At 50.8% G+C, this 16,076-nt stretch carries 14 protein-coding genes and 2 pseudogenes; 11 read left to right on the top strand and 5 right to left on the bottom strand.

Going from position 1 to position 16,076, the window contains the following annotated elements; all coding sequences use genetic code 11:
- Window positions 1-49 precede the first annotated feature (49 nt).
- From BMX45_RS14255 to BMX45_RS14235, 5 genes are all read left to right on the top strand, one after another.
- Window positions 50-1,330, top strand: coding sequence for an ABC transporter substrate-binding protein (locus tag BMX45_RS14255; protein ID WP_090910235.1), 1,281 nt, complete (start codon window positions 50-52; stop codon window positions 1,328-1,330).
- A gap of 41 nt (window positions 1,331-1,371) precedes the next feature.
- Entirely contained in the window at window positions 1,372-2,292 is a 921-nt protein-coding gene (locus BMX45_RS14250; RefSeq protein ID WP_090910234.1) for a carbohydrate ABC transporter permease, read from the top strand.
- A gap of 27 nt (window positions 2,293-2,319) precedes the next feature.
- On the top strand, window positions 2,320-3,210 hold the full coding sequence (locus BMX45_RS14245; protein ID WP_090910233.1) for a carbohydrate ABC transporter permease: 891 nt from the start codon (window positions 2,320-2,322) through the stop codon (window positions 3,208-3,210).
- A gap of 75 nt (window positions 3,211-3,285) precedes the next feature.
- Entirely contained in the window at window positions 3,286-5,400 is a 2,115-nt protein-coding gene (locus tag BMX45_RS32245; RefSeq protein ID WP_090910232.1) for a glycoside hydrolase family 76 protein, read from the top strand.
- Between the two features lie 966 nt (window positions 5,401-6,366).
- Window positions 6,367-7,020: an ATP-binding cassette domain-containing protein gene (locus BMX45_RS14235; RefSeq protein WP_254778072.1), complete on the top strand. Its 654-nt coding sequence runs from the start codon at window positions 6,367-6,369 to the stop codon at window positions 7,018-7,020.
- Here the strand turns inward: BMX45_RS14235 and BMX45_RS14230 are convergent.
- Window positions 6,989-7,465, bottom strand: a complete 477-nt coding sequence (locus tag BMX45_RS14230) for a hypothetical protein (RefSeq protein WP_090910231.1) — start codon at window positions 7,463-7,465, stop codon at window positions 6,989-6,991. The genes BMX45_RS14235 and BMX45_RS14230 overlap by 32 nt on opposite strands.
- A gap of 157 nt (window positions 7,466-7,622) precedes the next feature.
- A complete protein-coding gene (locus tag BMX45_RS14225) occupies window positions 7,623-8,978 on the bottom strand; it encodes a sodium-dependent transporter (RefSeq protein WP_090910230.1) in 1,356 nt (451 codons plus the stop codon).
- 327 nt (window positions 8,979-9,305) lie between these two features.
- Between BMX45_RS14225 and BMX45_RS14220 the strand changes: the two genes are divergently transcribed.
- The 6 genes and pseudogenes from BMX45_RS14220 to tnpA (BMX45_RS14195) form a co-directional block, all read left to right on the top strand.
- Window positions 9,306-9,533, top strand: a complete 228-nt coding sequence (locus BMX45_RS14220) for a DUF896 domain-containing protein (RefSeq protein ID WP_090910229.1) — start codon at window positions 9,306-9,308, stop codon at window positions 9,531-9,533.
- A 232-nt stretch (window positions 9,534-9,765) separates the two neighbouring features.
- A pseudogene (gene tnpA / locus BMX45_RS14215) lies at window positions 9,766-10,070 on the top strand (IS200/IS605 family transposase).
- Window positions 10,071-10,154: 84 nt separating this feature from the next.
- Window positions 10,155-10,715, top strand: coding sequence for an RNA polymerase sigma factor (locus BMX45_RS14210; RefSeq protein WP_090910228.1), 561 nt, complete (start codon window positions 10,155-10,157; stop codon window positions 10,713-10,715).
- Window positions 10,708-11,943 carry a DUF4179 domain-containing protein gene (locus BMX45_RS14205; RefSeq protein ID WP_090910227.1) on the top strand — a complete coding sequence of 412 codons (1,236 nt, stop codon included), beginning with the start codon at window positions 10,708-10,710 and terminating at the stop codon, window positions 11,941-11,943. Before BMX45_RS14210 ends, BMX45_RS14205 begins: the two co-directional genes overlap by 8 nt.
- Complete coding sequence (locus BMX45_RS14200; RefSeq protein WP_090910226.1) at window positions 11,940-12,920, top strand: DUF5643 domain-containing protein; 981 nt, start codon at window positions 11,940-11,942, stop codon at window positions 12,918-12,920. The genes BMX45_RS14205 and BMX45_RS14200 overlap by 4 nt, the downstream gene beginning before the upstream one ends.
- A gap of 219 nt (window positions 12,921-13,139) precedes the next feature.
- Window positions 13,140-13,442 (top strand): annotated as a pseudogene (gene tnpA, locus BMX45_RS14195) (IS200/IS605 family transposase); the annotation flags it as partial.
- A 170-nt stretch (window positions 13,443-13,612) separates the two neighbouring features.
- Here tnpA (BMX45_RS14195) and BMX45_RS14190 read toward each other — a convergent pair.
- From BMX45_RS14190 to BMX45_RS14185, 3 genes are read right to left on the bottom strand one after another with little or no spacing between them, the layout of a single operon-like run.
- Window positions 13,613-14,908: a glycosyltransferase family 2 protein gene (locus BMX45_RS14190; protein ID WP_090910225.1), complete on the bottom strand. Its 1,296-nt coding sequence runs from the start codon at window positions 14,906-14,908 to the stop codon at window positions 13,613-13,615.
- A complete protein-coding gene (locus tag BMX45_RS31325; RefSeq protein WP_175495109.1) occupies window positions 14,901-15,044 on the bottom strand; it encodes a hypothetical protein in 144 nt (47 codons plus the stop codon). The genes BMX45_RS14190 and BMX45_RS31325 overlap by 8 nt, the downstream gene beginning before the upstream one ends.
- 27 nt (window positions 15,045-15,071) lie before the next feature.
- Window positions 15,072-15,947 carry a GGDEF domain-containing protein gene (locus BMX45_RS14185; protein WP_090910224.1) on the bottom strand — a complete coding sequence of 292 codons (876 nt, stop codon included), beginning with the start codon at window positions 15,945-15,947 and terminating at the stop codon, window positions 15,072-15,074.
- Window positions 15,948-16,076 lie beyond the last annotated feature (129 nt).

Genomic DNA, 16,076 nt, shown 5'->3' with positions numbered 1-16,076 from the left:
GGGATGAAGCGGCAAACCAAGCTTGGAATTCATAAGGGAGGGTTAACGAATGAAAAAGCAGTGGAAGATCGTATGGTCGATGATAGTTGTGATTGGGCTTCTGGCGGGCTGCTCAGGAGGCAGCGGCGGCTCCTCCGGCGGAGAAGCCAGCGGCGGCAAAACGGTACTGACCTTCTGGGGAGACTGGGGCGGAGAAGGGCAGGAACAGATCCAAACGATGGTGGATGCTTTTAATAAATCCCAAGATAAAATCGAGGTGAAATATGCTCTCCAGCAGGACGTGGTGACGAAGTTTCTGACCGCGGCCACGAACGGGGGGACGCCGGATGTCGTGTTCTGGGACCGGTGGCGGACCGCACTCTATGCACCTAAGAACGTGCTTCATCCCGTGGACGAATACCTGGAGCGCGACGGCGTCAACAAGGGGGATTTTTACGAAGAGGCTCTGAAGGAGCTTACCTATGAAGACAAGCTGTACGGATTGCCGTTGACGGTGGACGCGCGGGCCCTGTTCTACAACAAGAAAATGCTGGAGGAAGCCGGGCTTGAGCCGCCAACGAACTGGGATGAGCTTGAGGCGGCAGCCAAAGCCACGACCAAGTGGAACGGGACCAAGCTCGAAACGGCGGGGTTGTCGATGGGGGATCCCGGACTGTTCAACATGTATTTGCAGCAGGCGGGCGGAACGATGCTCACCTCGGACAACACGATGAACGTGAACAACGAGAAGGGCAAAGCGGTATTGGACTTCTGGGGACGTTTGCTGAATGAGGACAAGGTGTACAAGATCGGTTTCGAGGACGGCTTGGGCGAAGGAACGGATGCGTTTGTCACCGGAAAAGTCGCCATGCTGTACACCGGCCCATGGATGCTGAGCACCTATGATAAATACGGCAAAGACCTGGAATATGGCATCGTGCCGCCACCGGCCGGACCGAACGGCGATAAGGGAAGCGTTATGGGCGGCTTTGGGCTTGTCATTCCGCAAGGCTCAAAGCATCCGGAGGAGGCTTGGGAGTTTATCAAATGGTGGACAGCCAACAAGGACAATGCCGTGTTATGGGCCAAAACGAGCCTGAATATGCCGGGCTTCAAGCCTGCCTTTGAAGATCCGTTCTTCGCGGACGATCCGAAATGGATACCGTTTATGGAGACGCTTGAATTTGCCAAAACACGGCCGACGCATCCGGGTTACTCCGTCATGGAGGAGAACGCCGTCATTCCGAATCTGGAACTGTTCATGCAGAACAAGCAGAGCGCCGAAGAGACCCTCCGGCTCAGCCAGGAGCAGGGCGATAAGCAGCTGAAGGAAAATGCCGTTGCCCGTTAACGCATTCGGGGATTCTAGGAGCTACAGAAAGGAGCATGAGGATGACTTCCGCCACGAAGCCAGTCAGCGCCAAGTCTGCTTCCGTCACGAAGCTTGGCAAACACCAGGCCAGGATGGGCTACCTGTTCATTATGCCGACAATGCTGTTATTTGCGGTATTCATGGTGATCCCGGTTGGAATGGCGCTGTACCTGAGTTTTACCAATTATGACGTGCTCAGCTCGAACGACTGGGTCGGCATGGACAATTACAGGCGACTGTTCGGCGATGATTTGTATTGGAAAACCTTCGTTAACGTGATGATCTATGCGGTGGTGTTCGTGCCGCTCAACGTACTGATCTCCCTTCTGCTGGCGATTCTGCTGAACCGGGCGGCGAGGGGAGTCAAGGCGCTGCGGACGTTTTACTATCTTCCGACCTTGACGTCGGCGGTCGCGGCGGCCACCGTCTGGATCTGGATGCTGCATCCCGAATACGGGCTCGTTAACGGGATCTTGTCGCTGTTCGGCATCACGGGCCCGGCCTGGGTGTCCCAGACCGATACCGCCATGCTGTCGATTATCATGATGACGCTATGGCAGAGCGTAGGCTCCAATATGATCATTTACCTGGCCGGACTTCAGGGCGTGCCGGATTATCTGTACGAGTCCGCTCGTCTGGACGGTGCCAGCAAATTCGATTGCCTGCGTTACATTACCTGGCCGCAGCTGCGGCCGACCACGTTCCTTGTCAGCACGATGTCGATTATCGGCGCGCTGCAGCTGTTTGATCAGGCATTCGTGCTCACGCAGGGCGGACCCGCCAATGCAACGAAAACGCCGGTTTATCTCATTTATCAGCAGGGCTTTAACCAGCTGCAGATGGGGTATGCATCATCGCAGGCCTTCGTGCTGGCGATGGCGATTCTGGTCTTCTCGCTGATCAGCATGAAGATCAATAAATCGGAAGAATCGATTGTGTAATCGGGGCTTAGAGGAGGAAGACAAGAGATGAGAGCAATTGAGAGTCAGGCCAAGCGGCAGCGAATCCTTACCGCGAGCGTCTTCTATATCGGTGCCATTCTGATCGCCATCGTCATGTTTCTCCCGTTCTACTGGAGCGTGATGACCTCTTTTAAGCCGGATGAGGATATGTTCTCGATGCCGATCAAATGGTTCCCTACGGAAATCACGCTGGAGCACTATAAAAAGGCGTTCACAACCGTACCCTTCGGCCTTTATTTCTGGAATTCATTCTTTCTGGCCATTACCGGCGTGCTGCTCAACCTGTTCTTCGGTTCGCTCAGCGGCTACGCTTTTGCCAAGCTGAAGTTCAAAGGCAACTCGGGACTCTTCCGCGTGCTGCTGGCCGCGATGATGGTCCCGGGCATCGTCACGATGATCCCGAGCGTGTATGTGCTGCGCCATATACCGCTGATGGGGGGCAACGACCTGTTCGGAAGCGGCGGCATGGGGCTGATGAATTCCTTCTGGGGGATCATTCTTCCGGGGGCTTCCGGCACGTTTGCGGTGTTTTTCATGCGGCAGTTCTTCCTGACGCTTCCCTCCGACATGATGGAGATGGCGCGGATTGAAGGCTGCGGCGAATTCAAAATTTTTTGGCGCATCTATTTGCCTCTGACCAAGCCGGCGCTGGCAACCCTGAGCATATTCACGTTTCAGGCTGGCTGGAACAGCTTCCTGTGGCCGATGATCGTGCTGAACGATCCGAACAAGGCGACGATCCAGATGGGGCTCCAGGCGTTCTCGTTCAATTTCCAGACGGATTACGGCCCGATGATGGCCGGGGCGCTGGTGGCTATTTTGCCGATCCTTGTCCTGTTCCTGGCTCTGCAGAGGTACTTCATTCAGGGCATCGCATTTAGCGGGATCAAAGGCTAGCGGGATGGAAACTGGATATGCTTAACGCATGGAAAAAGAAACTTGCATATTGAGATGTCAGGAGTGATTTCGACAATGATAACGGTGTCCGGTATATGGACCAAAAGGGCCGATGAGGCGCAGCGCGCGCTGGAACGCCATTTCTGGAATGATTCGATCCGTATGTACAATATAGAAACGCCGTGCCCGGACGGGGCGTGCAACACGATTTTCCATTATTGGTGGATGGCGCATGCGGCGGATGTGCTGGTGGACGGTTATGTTCGCACGGCGGATCCGTTGTATGCGGAGCGGCTGGAGCACTTGTATGAGGGAGTGCTCCGCCGGAATGACGGCACATGGCCGAATGAGCTGTACGATGACATGGAATGGATGGCGCTGGCATGGCTGCGCGCCTATGAGGCGACGGGGCTGGAGAAGTACAAGCGAGCGGCGCTGACGCTCTGGGAGGATATTCAAACCGGCTGGAACGATGCTCAAGGCGGGGGGATTGCTTGGCACAAGGAGCAGCTCGGTTATAAGAATACCCCGGCAAATGCGCCTGCGGTTATTTTGGCGGCACGGCTGTATCGGGCTTTCGGCAACCCGGACGACCTGGAATGGGCTCGGAAAATCTACGCTTGGCAGAAGAATGCCCTCGTGGATCCTGCCACGGGTTTTGTCTGGGACGGGATGAACCGGACCGGGGACGGGGCCATCGATAAAGATTGGAAATTCACGTATTGCCAAGGCGTATTTATCGGAGCAGCGGTCGAGCTGTTTCGGGTTACGGATGATTCGGCGTACCTTGAGGACTCCAAGCGGACCTTTCAAGCGATGCGCGTAGAGCTGGCGGATTCGGCAGAAGGCATCCTCCCGGACGAAGGCGGAGGCGACGCCGGATTGTTCAAAGGCATCCTGATCCGTTATGTAACGGAAGCCATCAAGGTGTGGCCTGAAGCAACAGAAGCTGCAGGGTGGCTGAGCCGGAACGCCAATGTGCTCTGGGAACAGGGAAAGACTACAGATGGCGCGTTGTTCGGGACCGATTGGAAGAGCCGTCCACCGTCTGACGCTATCGTTCAGCTCAGCTCGCAGCTGAGCGGCGTGATGCTGCTTGAATGTGCGGCCGTGCTGGAATCCGCGGGGCAGGCTGGGGGGAGCGCTGGTCGGCATTCTGCGGCGAACTGGGATGAGAGAGCAGACCTGCTGCAGGAGGCCATGTACCGAAATTACGGAAACCCGGACAGCGGCATAATGGATCAATGGTTTCCGCGGGAACATGCCGCGGCAGGCGAGAATTTCTATTATTGGTGGCAGGCGCATGTGCTGGATGTGCTGGTGGATGCTTATCATCGCACGGGGAAGCCGGTGTATGCCGACCGAATGGAGGCATTCAGCCGAAGCCTGTACAAGTACAACGGCCATACGTTCACCCATAATTATTACGATGACATGGAGTGGACGGCACTTGCGCTGCTGCGTGCGCATCAGGCTACCGGAAGCGAGTGGTATAAGGAGCAGGCGCTGACGCTGTGGGAAGACATCAAGACCGCTTGGAACGATCACTGCGGGGGCGGCATGGCGTGGAAGAAGGATCAGCTGGATTACAAAAACACGCCGGCTAACGCGCCTGCCGCCATTTTGGCGGCGAGGCTGTATCTTTTAGAGCGGAACGGAGAAGATTTGAACTGGGCCAAGCGCATCTATGAATGGAACAAAAGCCGGCTTGTCGATCCATCGACCGGGTTTGTATGGGATGGCATGAACCGGCTGGGCGACGGTGAGATCGATTACGATTGGAAATTCACGTATTGCCAGGGCGTGTTCCTCGGTGCCGGAGTGGAATTATACCGTTGTACGGGGGATAAGTCCTATCTCGAGGACGCTAAACGGACTGCTGATGCGTGCATGCTGGAGCTGTGCGATCCAAACACTCTGCTTCTGCCCGATGAGGGTATTGACGACACGGGGCTGTTTAAAGGCATCCTCATCCGTTATCTGCTGGTGCTGCTTGAAGAGGCGCCTGAAGAGGACGGCGTACGCCGAATGATTCAGTGTAACGCGGAAACGCTGTGGGAGAAGGGAATGCTTAAGGATGCTGGTTTATGCAGCCCTGCCTGGGACGCTCTGCCGACGCTTCCCGTTCAACTGAGCGTGCAGCTGAGCGGAATGATGCTGACGGAGGCGGCGGCCTTGTTGAACAAATAGCCTTGATTCGCTGTCGGCGATGATGGCGTATTGTGAATGATTGGAGAAGAGCGCGCGAATCGGCGTGCTCTTCTTCATTTTATTTCCTGTTCCACCAATTCGAGATGATTGTCATATGACAATATTCATGACAACACACACTGTTGGTCGCGCGGGCCATGCGTTATATTTATGAGGTAAATCACATCCTGGCTTGGATACGAAATATGATTTCAGATGCTCTGTGAAGTAAGGTCATATCCGTTCATGAGGTGATGTATGTCCATTAATTTGAAAATAGAGGACGTTTGTATCCAGCTAGGAATTGACATTCATAAATTCAACTTGGAAAACCCTGAAATCAAGACCGAAACCGTAGTCCTTTCCCAAAGTTACCCTCATCAACCGTCACCGCGATTTGGCAAACCTCTGTCATTCCCTAAAATCTGATTGATGTCATATGGCAATTTAATGACACCACTCACTATTTGTCGCGCTGCCCTTCTATTTATATTAAAATATGTTCGGTACAACTACGATGATCGTCATGAATAGGAAGTGCTTGTTGCAGATGTTCCGAAAACGTCGATACCAAGGCAAGCCATGAGAACAGACCACCAAAGGAATGATCTGTTTTCCTTATTCGTTCTGGCAAAGATTGCGGAACCGAGCCTACTGCATATCACAAGAAAAGAATCGGTTTTCCTCCTGAAAAAGATGGCCGGGGTTACATTGGAACACTGTTGCGAGAAAATTCTGCCGTTCTGGAAAAATGTATGTATTCATTTACATAATATAAAAAAATAGGCAAAAAAGGACTTCTTAAACTAGAAGTCCTTTTTTGTTTCATTCATGGTCATCCCTTGTCATTATTTCTCGGGAAATAGCATCTGCTAGCGAATGATCCGACAATAAACAGTAGTTTCAGCCAAATCATTCCATTAAAATAGGACTGTTGAATCAACGTTCTAGGGGATACAAAATCAGATGAGCACAGTACAGCTACGACACGTGCAGAAGACATCCGGCAGTACCGTATTAATTCCACACATCAACCTTGAGGTGAGCGCAGGTCAATGCGTTGCCATTCAATGCAATCACGAATTAGGACATCAAGTGCTGCTCGCCATGATCGGGCAGACGCCGATATCGGAGGATTCCATCTGGATTCAGGGAGAGGCGCTGACACCGGAACATACACGGAATATTAGAGAAAAAATAGGGATTCAGCTGTTATCGGAAGCGGCATACGAGCGTCTGAAGGTTCGTGAATTCCTCCATTTTTATGCTCGTCTCTATGAGACGAAGCCAGACATGGAGCTGTTATTGCAGCGGTTAGGACTAGCAGAGAAGCAAAACAGCCGGGTGTTGCAATTGACACCGTCGGAATTGCGCCGATTGTCCATCGCACGTGCACTTGTACATAATCCGCAGGTTTTGTTCATGGAAGACCCGGAGCAAAATGTCATTCTGGAGACAAGTTATATCATTCGTAATCTGATACCAGCTCTGATGGAGGAAGGCAAAGCGATCGTCTCACGACCATGGTGCTGGAACAGGCCATATCAAAGCGAACCGGGGAAGACCTTCTTGCCGTTCAAACTTCGCCTTAACCGGATCCGGCGACCGCAATGCCGCTGAAGGAGACCGGACCGCTGAGTTGGAGTGAATTTTCGCCGGGGGAGACTATATAGAGTGTATACCGGATCAATCCTTGGTTAACGACTGCGGTGGGAGGGAAATCACCGGCCGCCAGGGAGATGGGAAACATATGGAACGAGAGGTTCCCGGGATTGACGACCTGCTCGTAAATGTTCGTTCCGGAACCCGGCGTTCCGCTGCCGTCGCGCTCAATTAATAGAGTCATAGAGGAAGGCGCTGCCTCGGTTGTGGCCGGACGTAACAAGGATACCGTGCCGGACAGCCATACGCGCACGTCCGTGACGTTGACCGTTCCAAGCGCCGGGATGGTTTGAAGTCCGATATCTCCGATAAGGAGCGGCTCGGAAATATCGATGGGTTTACGGTCGCTGGCCCGCATCGGCATATGGACGGATAGACGCATGTCCAACAATTGAATCGGCATGGGAATAACACCTCCTTTAGAACAGTATATGATCCGCTTCATGGGAGGTGTGCCAATCTGCAAGTGTTCCGTCATCTCCGGCCGTCCGGGTGACCAAGTCGCACAGAAAAGGCAGCCTCCTGGACCGGGAAGGGCCAAGGGGCTGCCGAGAGGATAATTATTCGAATGTGATGAGCCCCGTGGTATGAAGCAGCACCAGAAATACGAGAATCGGCGCAATATAACGGAGCATGAACAGCCATACCCGGAACCAGCCTGCTTTCAGACCGGCGGCATCAGCGGCCTTCTTCCAGAAGTATCCCGCAAAGAGGGTGGTGATCAGGCCCCCGATCGGAAGCAGGATGTTGGATGTAATGAAATCCAGCCAATCAAAGAAATTTTTGCCGCCGATATCGGTAAGCCCAGGCACGATGCCGAATGACAACGCGGAGGGTAAGCCGACCAGCAGAACCAGTGCGCTGATAACCACAACGGCTTTGGTGCGTCCCCAATGCCAGCGGTCCATGACATACGAGGTCGGAACCTCCAGCAAGGAGACCGCGGAGGTTAAAGCGGCGATAGCTAGAAGGACAAAGAACAATCCTCCGAAAAAAGCACCCAGCGGCATGGCCGAGAAGGCAGCCGGCAAGGCAATGAAGACAAGGGAAGGGCCGGCATTCGGCTCGATCCCGAACGAAGCGGTTGTCGGGAATATGATAAGCCCGGCAATAAATGCATAGATCAGGTCGCCTGAGCCGATGGCGAGGGTAGCCGGACCAAGGGATTGCCGCTTATCGACATAAGCCCCGTAGGTCAACAGAATCCCCATCCCAAGCGAGAGGGAGAAGAAGGCATGTCCCAGCGCGACGAGTGCCGCTTCCGGGCTCAGCTTCGAGAAGTCAGGATTCAAGAAGAACGATACCCCTGCTCCGGCCCCTGGCAAGGTTACAGCACGGATCATTAACACAATTAACAGAATGATCAGTCCCGGGATCAGGACCTTGTTGAATTTTTCGATTCCGCCGGAGATGCCTTTAGCCACTACCCATCCTGTAATCGCAATAGCGACAATCTGCCAAATGATCGGCATGTAGCCTTCCGTAAATGCGGTGAATTGACCGCCGAAATCGGTGTTGCTGTACAGATTGCCGCTAAACGACATGACGGCATAATGAAGCGTCCAGCCTGCCACAATGACATAGAAGGTCAGGATGAGAAACGGCGCGATAACCTGGAGCAATCCAAGCTGTCCGAAGACTTTCGGTCCGCCCGCTTTAACGAAGGAAGTCGCGGCACTCCCGCGGCCGGCTCGTCCGATGGCAAGCTCCGCCAGCAGGACGGGCAAACCGATCACGATGAGACAGATAATGAAGAGCAGGAAGAAAGCTGCGCCGCCGTGTTCTCCCGTAATGTACGGGAACTTCCACATGTTTCCGAGGCCGACGGAGCTCCCGATCGCGGCCAGGATGAATCCAGCAGAGGAAAAACGATCGCTTTTCCCCGGTGATGCTGGGTTGTTGAGCTGAGATTTCATAGATGTTCCCCCAGTTGTTTTAAAGTTAAGTTCCTCTATTATATTTCATGTTCTGCCAGAAAGGCATAAGCAATTTTTCCTAAGGGATGAAGACCTGCATTTGTATTATGCTGCGAACACCAGGTTTTCAATACTAACATTAACCACGATTTGTAAATAAATAAACCTTAAACACCAAGTTTAAGGAAAGGAAGGGACTTTTGATAGGGAAATAATCACAAATGCGCCTGACGGCAATGAGGTTGGCAGGGGTTGACAAATACCTCTAAATAATTTATCTTTATATTAAGATAAATAAACAAACAAATCACGGAAAAGAGGGATATCATGATCCAAAGCTTAACCCGGATTAACGAATTGGCACAAAAACAGCGGGAAGGAGTGCTCACTGCTGCGGAAAGAGCCGAACAGGAAGTTTTGCGCACGGAATACCTGCGCGAAATTCGCGGACAGGTGCTGAGCACCTTTTCGGGATTAAGCATCGTGGATCCCGCCGGTAATGACGTGACACCTGAGAAACTTCGCAATGAGCAAAAGAACTGGAAAATCGAATAGCCATGACGATGTAAATGCTTTTACACAGCATGGTGAACATAGTGGAACAAGAAGAAGGATCGCCATGACATGGCGATCCTTCTTCTTTTATTATGGCTTTAGCCAGTTGAGTGCGTGAAACGCACGGAACAAAAAACCACCCGCTATGCGGGTGAAGGGATTGAGGGTTTGACCACTAAGACCATTCCGCTAAACTTGAGATGTTCAGGCTCAAAGAAAGGAATGGTCTTAGATGGCAACCAAGAGCTACAGCCTAGCTCACACAAAGTGGATGTGCAAATACCAAATTGTATTCACCCCGAAGTATAGATGGAAAGAGATTTATAATCAAGTGAGAAGAGATCTGATTGAAATTTTCAAACGCTTATGCAAGTACAAAGGTGTAGAGATCATAGAAGGTCATATGATGCCAGATCATGTACACATGTTGGTAGCGATCCCATTCGTGAGCAAGAAGCACATGATCAAGCGGTAGATAAGCTGAGTGTAAAAGAACACGAAGATCCATTCAGCAGTAATCGGAACAAAAAGAAGTAAAACCAGTCATAAAACTTTTTTTGAACGGTATATAACCTTTTGTAGTACTTGTCCATCTAATCTATGGAGGGCCCTCAGAAGGAGATGAAATTCGTGCAGCAAACTATGGTACAAGAAGTCAAACGAGCACAGCAGGGAGATCGTGAAGCATTTATTCAGTTGCTCCGGAGGCTGGAGCCCGAGTTGTATCGTTTGGCAAAGTCCATTGTGGGACGGGATGAGGATTGCGCGGATGCTCTTCAGGAAACGACGCTGAAAGCATATAAAGGTATAGCCGGCTTAAGGAAGACAGCTTATTTCAAAACGTGGCTTATCCGTATACTGATCAACGAATGTAATCAGGTGCTGCGTATGCGCAAACGAACCGTCGCCATGGCGGAACTGCCCGAGCAGATCAGGACGGGCAGCAAGGAAGAAGATGTTGTGAACAGCCGGCAGCTTGATTTACGGGAAGCTGTGGAGAATCTGGACGAATCGTTACGTTTGGTTGTTCATCTGTTCTATTATCAGGATTTATCGATCAAACATATTGCAAGTGTCCTTGATCTGTCAGAAGGAGCTGTTAGAGCCCGGTTACACAGAGCTCGAGGAGTGCTGGCAAAGCAAGTCAACGAAATTGGAAAGGGGAGAGTGGCGTATGAATAAACGAGATCTTGAACAGCAGCTGCGGGAGTTGGGGAGTAAGGATGCAGGCAAGGTCCCCGATATTATTCGTCGCCGTCAAGAAGAGGTGTATGCCGCTCTGGAAACTTTCCCAATGCAGGAACGCAGTCACCGTAAAAAGGCTGATTGTGTTGTGTCCCGGGTTCGCCGTATCCTTTTGACCGCTGCAGCGGTATTGATTGTTACGATCGGTGGCTTGCTGGGCGGTGCTGCTGTATCACCGACCATAGCAGCAGCACTGCAAAGTGTTCCACTCATCGGCAGTCTGTTTAAGCTGGCCGCCGACGACTTAGGCCTGCAAACCTTGGAGGAGCGCGGTCTTGTAGATGTCGTGGAAGCCAGCGCCACCCATGATGGAATCACTCTCCGTATTCCAGAGCTTGTCTACGATGGCACAAGGCTATCCATGGTAGTTACGCGTGATGGAGAAAAACTAAGTGGCAGTATTCTTGACCAAATTTCTACGGGAAACGGAACAAAGCCCAAATATCCTAAAGGAGCCATTCATTCCTTCGAGGCGCAGATCGATGGACGTCCCATCTCTCGTCAAAATAATGGATGGAATATGGGTTTTAAAGCAAAACCCACTTCCGATCCAAATACAGCTATTTACGAACTTACGTCACACTCCGTAACAAAGCAGCTTACATCAGAACTTCCAGATGCATTTACGCTAACAATTCAGGTCGGTCTGGAGGGGGTTGAAGAACAATTTATGTTGGAACTTCCTGTACGTAAACACCAGGCCAAAGTTATGTCCACCATTCAGAAGTCGAGAGAATGGAGAGGCCACAAGCTGACCTTAAGCGAAATCCAGTTCACACCGATTACAACCCAAGTGTTGTTAAGTGTTGTTTCGGATGATCAGGAATGGCAGCGTCGGCTATGGTTTGAACTGTGGGATGACAGTGGCAATGTGCTGGGTGTCATTGGCGGATATGGTGCGCATGAAACCGGCCGCGCAGGAGAGCTTCGTTATAATGTGCTGTTTGAACGTATGGCAAAGGCTCCTTCATCAATCAAACTGAAAGCTTTTTTGCCTGAAATGGAGCATTCTTCATCCTCTTCAGGAAGCTTTAAGCTAAACGAGCGTGGGGAAGTCATTAAAAATTATATCAACGAGTTGGAGATCACCGTTCCGGTTGATCAAGCAGAAATACAGAAACTATACGAGATTTCATCCGAAACTAGAGGAGACGATAAACCATGAAAAACACATCTAAAATGATTGCGGTAACAGCTTTGACAGCAGGATTGTTAGTTGGAGGCGGGGCTTGGGGATATCAAGCAGCAACGGTTGATGCTGCGGCAGCTCAAGCTGCTGGAGAAAAAGGAAAGGCTGCGACTGCGAGTAAAGCGAAAACCGTTCAAGTAACTCAGAGCGGCATTACCCTTGAGGTGGCAAAAGCACAATTTGATGGAAACTTCATTGATATTTCACTCAACCGAAGCGGCAAGGAACTAAAGAGCAGCTTTGTGCACAAGGGGACAAAAGATGAAGGAAGTGCTCAAATTGAACATGGAAGTCTCGAGTCCATCGATGGGTTTATTGACGGAAAATCTATTATTGAGCTTGGCGGAGGGGGGTTGGGCCAAAGACCGGGTCTGAAGTGGGGATCTGGAGAAACGCCGGAAAGTGCTCGTGTTCTTCTTAAGGATGCTTCATGGTTAGGCGGCAAAGGCTACACTTTTCCAGAGAAGTTTCAGCTTAAACTAAAGGTAAAACTTACAGGGGTGGATAAACCTTACATTGTTGAACTTCCAATGCAAAAGACAGCAGACAAACCAGTGGTGCTAACAGACAGCTTGACCAAACAGGCTGGGAACCTAACTCTTAAGCTTGGTAAAATAAGCCTTACATCAACTTCAACTCGTGTTCAACTGATTGCGAAGGGAGATACAACAGAGCGGCTTTTTGGTATGCAGTATGAGGTTGTGGATGACAGCGGCCGTCAGCTGGATTACTTGACAGCGTTTGGTACAGATGATAACAATAAAGAAAAAGCACTTTATAATGACATCGTGTTAACTCCGATCCATAGTGATGCTAAATTTATCACGATTAAACCGTTCTATCCCGAGATGGAAGCACCTGGTGCAGCAAATGGCGCGTTTAAGCTGGATGCCGATGGGAAGATCGTTAAAAATTACATTGAAGAGCTGGAAATGAAGGTTCCGCTAAAATAAAGCCAAAAATGTTGTGTGATAAACAACGCTGAAGCCTCCTCACGGAGGCTTTTTGTTATGGCTTTAGCCAGTTGAGTGCGTGAAACGCGCGAAAAAAAAAACCACCTGCTACGGGTGGAGGGATTAAGGGTTGACCACTAAGACCATTCCAATACAATTGAGATGTTCAGGCTCAAAAAGAAAGAAATGGTCATTCATGGCAACCAAGAGCTACAGCCTATGATGCCGGATCATGTACACATGTTGGTAGCGATTCCACCTAAAATTGCAGTCTCCACGTTTATGGGGTATCTAAAGGGAAAAAGTTTGCTCATGATCTTTGAGATGCATGCCCAGCTCAAATATAAATACGGGAATCGAAAATTCTGGGCAGAAGGATATTATGTGAGTACGGTAGGGTTAAATGAAGCAACGGTAAGAAAGTATATTCGTGAACAAGAAGCACATGACCAAGCGGTAGATAAGCTGAGTGTAAAAGAGTACGAAGATCCGTTCAGTAGCAACAGGAGCAAGAAGAAATAAACCAGTTTAACTGGTAAGTGAAAGTGACAAAAACACTGAGCCTGAACGGATTTGTGGTCAGGCTAGCGACTTTAGGCGCAGTTTGGCAACAAGGGGTTATACCCCAAGAGCAAACCACCCGTTGGACGGGTGGTCATGATTTTTCTAACACCAAATATAAATGGCGCCCTCTATCCAAACCGCTCGGTCTTATACCACTTCGACTCCCTGCCCGTAATCTTGTCCACGATCATGGAGTAGAACGCCTTGATGGATATGACGAGGAACAGCTGAGCGTAGGTGAAGTACGACACGCAGGATAGAATGAAGTTGCGCGTGGTGCTTTGGCCGATGTCCGTTGCGAGCGCCAGGTTAATCTGCAGGACGTAGATGTAATACATTAAGGCCCAGGCAATGACGAGATACATGTAGACATCCCCTTCAAACCGGAAAGGGGAGATGACGGCCGGATTAAACAGCGCGATGATCTGATACACGATATTGGCGATAAATATAATATCCGAGATGATGATGGCCATCATAAACCAGAAGTAACTGGCCGCGTAATACAGCACATGCAGCTTAATCCGCCAGCTGCTCCGGTTGAACAGATGATGAATATTATCCGTGACGACGCTGTAGTTGCCTTTGGCCCAGCGTTCGCGCTGCTTCATGTACACCTTTAGATCCTCGGGCTCCTGCTGATAAGCCTCGGCTTGGGGAGCCAGGGCAATCAGCTGCCCTCTCGTCAGGATCTCGAACGAAATCGCGGTATCTTCGGTGATCACATGCTCATCCCATCCACCGATGTCCTGAATGAGCGCGGTTTTCACGATAAAGTTCGTGCCGGGAATGGTACCCAGCTTAAACAGCTGCCATAACCCGGTATGATGCACGCGCTGAATGGTCACCAGCTCCAGATTGATGCAGCGGGACAGGAAATTCTGCCCGCGGTTTCGGGCCTTGTTGCGTCCGAAGACGGCCCCGTAGCGTTCGGGCTGCTCCATCGCCTTCTGCGTGAGGAACAACAGCGCATTTTTCTCGGGAGCGGCGTCGGCGTCGTAGACACAGATCCAATCGCCCGTTGCCTGCTTGAGCGCGTCGTTCAAAGCGCCCGATTTGCCGCCGGTTCCCTCTCTCTCCAGGATCAGAAAGTCGCGGTCCCGGTAACGCTCATGCGCTTTCAGCGCTTGTAACCGCTCGGCCGTATGATCCTTGCAATTGTCGGCGATGACAATCAGCTGCATTTTGTGGTGAGGGTAATTCATCTGCAAAATGTGCTCGACCGTTGCCTGGATGACCAATTCCTCATTGTGCGCGGGCACCATGACCGTCACGGTGGGATAATCCTCCAAATTGCCGGGATTCCCCAGCTTCTGCCGGCTTTGTTTATGAATGAACACGATGGCGCCGGCCATGATAATAATCGACTCCAGTACGGCAATCCATATGCTGATGATGGAGATAACAAGGAAAAAGTCAGTCACTAAACTTCCCCCGATCGTACTTTCGTTTGATTTTCGAACGGAAGCTTAAGGTTGCGACCGTCAGGATCATGATGGCGATGGAGAACACGATGCTGACCCCGATGCACAGAGGGATAAACCAATGGGTATACCACATCGGCTGCAAGCCTCCTTTTTCATGGCGTTAAATATATTCACCGATGAGGTCGGTCTCGGTATTACGTTCTAAAGCGGAGATGACATCATCGATATGTTCGTATCGGCTGAACTGCTCTTTCTGGAATACGAGGCCGCCGGCTCGGACCACTAGCTTGAGGGACATGCCTTTTTTATCCCGGAAGGGGACGTTCATCATGGCGACTTTGATGCGGTCCATGAGGCTTTTGAGGTATTCCGGCTTGGTGAGCGGACATAGAATGATAAACCGCCCTTCGCCGATGGAGAACTTATAGTCTTCGTAACGGATCTGCTTCTGAATCGTATTGGACAATTCCACTATCAGCCTGGCAAAGCGGTGAGAGCCGACGTTTTCTCTGGTCAGGGGGAGGAAATCGAGCTTGAACATCATAATGCAGAATCCGTATTGATCGGAATACCGGTTTGCCAGATTTGCTTGTTTCACCAGCGTGCTTTCAAAAGCCTCCTTGCTGCCGAGCGAGGTATCGATGTCGATGTCCGGGTTGGTTTTCCTCAGTTGCTCGAGACGGCGGATAAATCTTCGGCTTCGCACGAGAGCCAGCTTAATGAAGACGGCAATAGCGGTGTTGGCGGGCAGCAGCAAAATCCAGGACAGCGTGAGCGCGTGGATTGGAGCCAGCGTGGACAACCAGACAAAATACGTGACCAAATACACAAAAACGGCAACCGTCGAAACGCCGACCGGCAGAAAGAACCCGATAAGTAAAGCGGCCAGTGACCCGGCGCTAAACATAAATTCCATGAAAGTAAAACTTTGGTTTACATGGATGTGCCAAAATAATAACGCCTGCTGGACGACGGCAAGAGCAATCAGCAGAAAATAACCGAATTCGACGCGGCGTAAAGGGGTGGATTTTTTCATGTATTTCCCTACTTTCTAAGCTCTTAAACCTTTTACGTTTGTGGTTGGTCATCCCATATGTTATTTAAAAATTACCCAAATGTCGATAGATTTATCGTACCTTGTCCACAATGTTTATGTTGGATCGGG

Source organism: Paenibacillus sp. cl141a (assembly GCF_900109305.1).
Lineage (GTDB): Bacteria > Bacillota > Bacilli > Paenibacillales > Paenibacillaceae > Paenibacillus_AQ > Paenibacillus_AQ lautus_A.
Note: the sequence above shows the minus strand (reverse complement) of the source record. Positions and strands in the feature narration are given on the sequence as shown.

What these genes read in the sequence shown, in the direction of transcription:
- BMX45_RS14235 (WP_254778072.1), top strand. Translation starts at nt 6,367, where the DNA reads ATGAGCACAGTACAGCTACGACACGTGCAGAAGACATCCGGCAGTACC.
- BMX45_RS14250 (WP_090910234.1), top strand. Translation starts at nt 1,372, where the DNA reads ATGACTTCCGCCACGAAGCCAGTCAGCGCCAAGTCTGCTTCCGTCACG.
- BMX45_RS32245 (WP_090910232.1), top strand. Translation starts at nt 3,286, where the DNA reads ATGATAACGGTGTCCGGTATATGGACCAAAAGGGCCGATGAGGCGCAG.
- BMX45_RS14205 (WP_090910227.1), top strand. Translation starts at nt 10,708, where the DNA reads ATGAATAAACGAGATCTTGAACAGCAGCTGCGGGAGTTGGGGAGTAAG.
- BMX45_RS31325 (WP_175495109.1), bottom strand. Translation starts at nt 15,044, where the DNA reads ATGTGGTATACCCATTGGTTTATCCCTCTGTGCATCGGGGTCAGCATC.
- BMX45_RS14225 (WP_090910230.1), bottom strand. Translation starts at nt 8,978, where the DNA reads ATGAAATCTCAGCTCAACAACCCAGCATCACCGGGGAAAAGCGATCGT.
- BMX45_RS14210 (WP_090910228.1), top strand. Translation starts at nt 10,155, where the DNA reads ATGAAATTCGTGCAGCAAACTATGGTACAAGAAGTCAAACGAGCACAG.
- BMX45_RS14230 (WP_090910231.1), bottom strand. Translation starts at nt 7,465, where the DNA reads ATGCCGATTCAATTGTTGGACATGCGTCTATCCGTCCATATGCCGATG.
- BMX45_RS14220 (WP_090910229.1), top strand. Translation starts at nt 9,306, where the DNA reads ATGATCCAAAGCTTAACCCGGATTAACGAATTGGCACAAAAACAGCGG.
- BMX45_RS14200 (WP_090910226.1), top strand. Translation starts at nt 11,940, where the DNA reads ATGAAAAACACATCTAAAATGATTGCGGTAACAGCTTTGACAGCAGGA.
- BMX45_RS14185 (WP_090910224.1), bottom strand. Translation starts at nt 15,947, where the DNA reads ATGAAAAAATCCACCCCTTTACGCCGCGTCGAATTCGGTTATTTTCTG.
- BMX45_RS14255 (WP_090910235.1), top strand. Translation starts at nt 50, where the DNA reads ATGAAAAAGCAGTGGAAGATCGTATGGTCGATGATAGTTGTGATTGGG.
- BMX45_RS14245 (WP_090910233.1), top strand. Translation starts at nt 2,320, where the DNA reads ATGAGAGCAATTGAGAGTCAGGCCAAGCGGCAGCGAATCCTTACCGCG.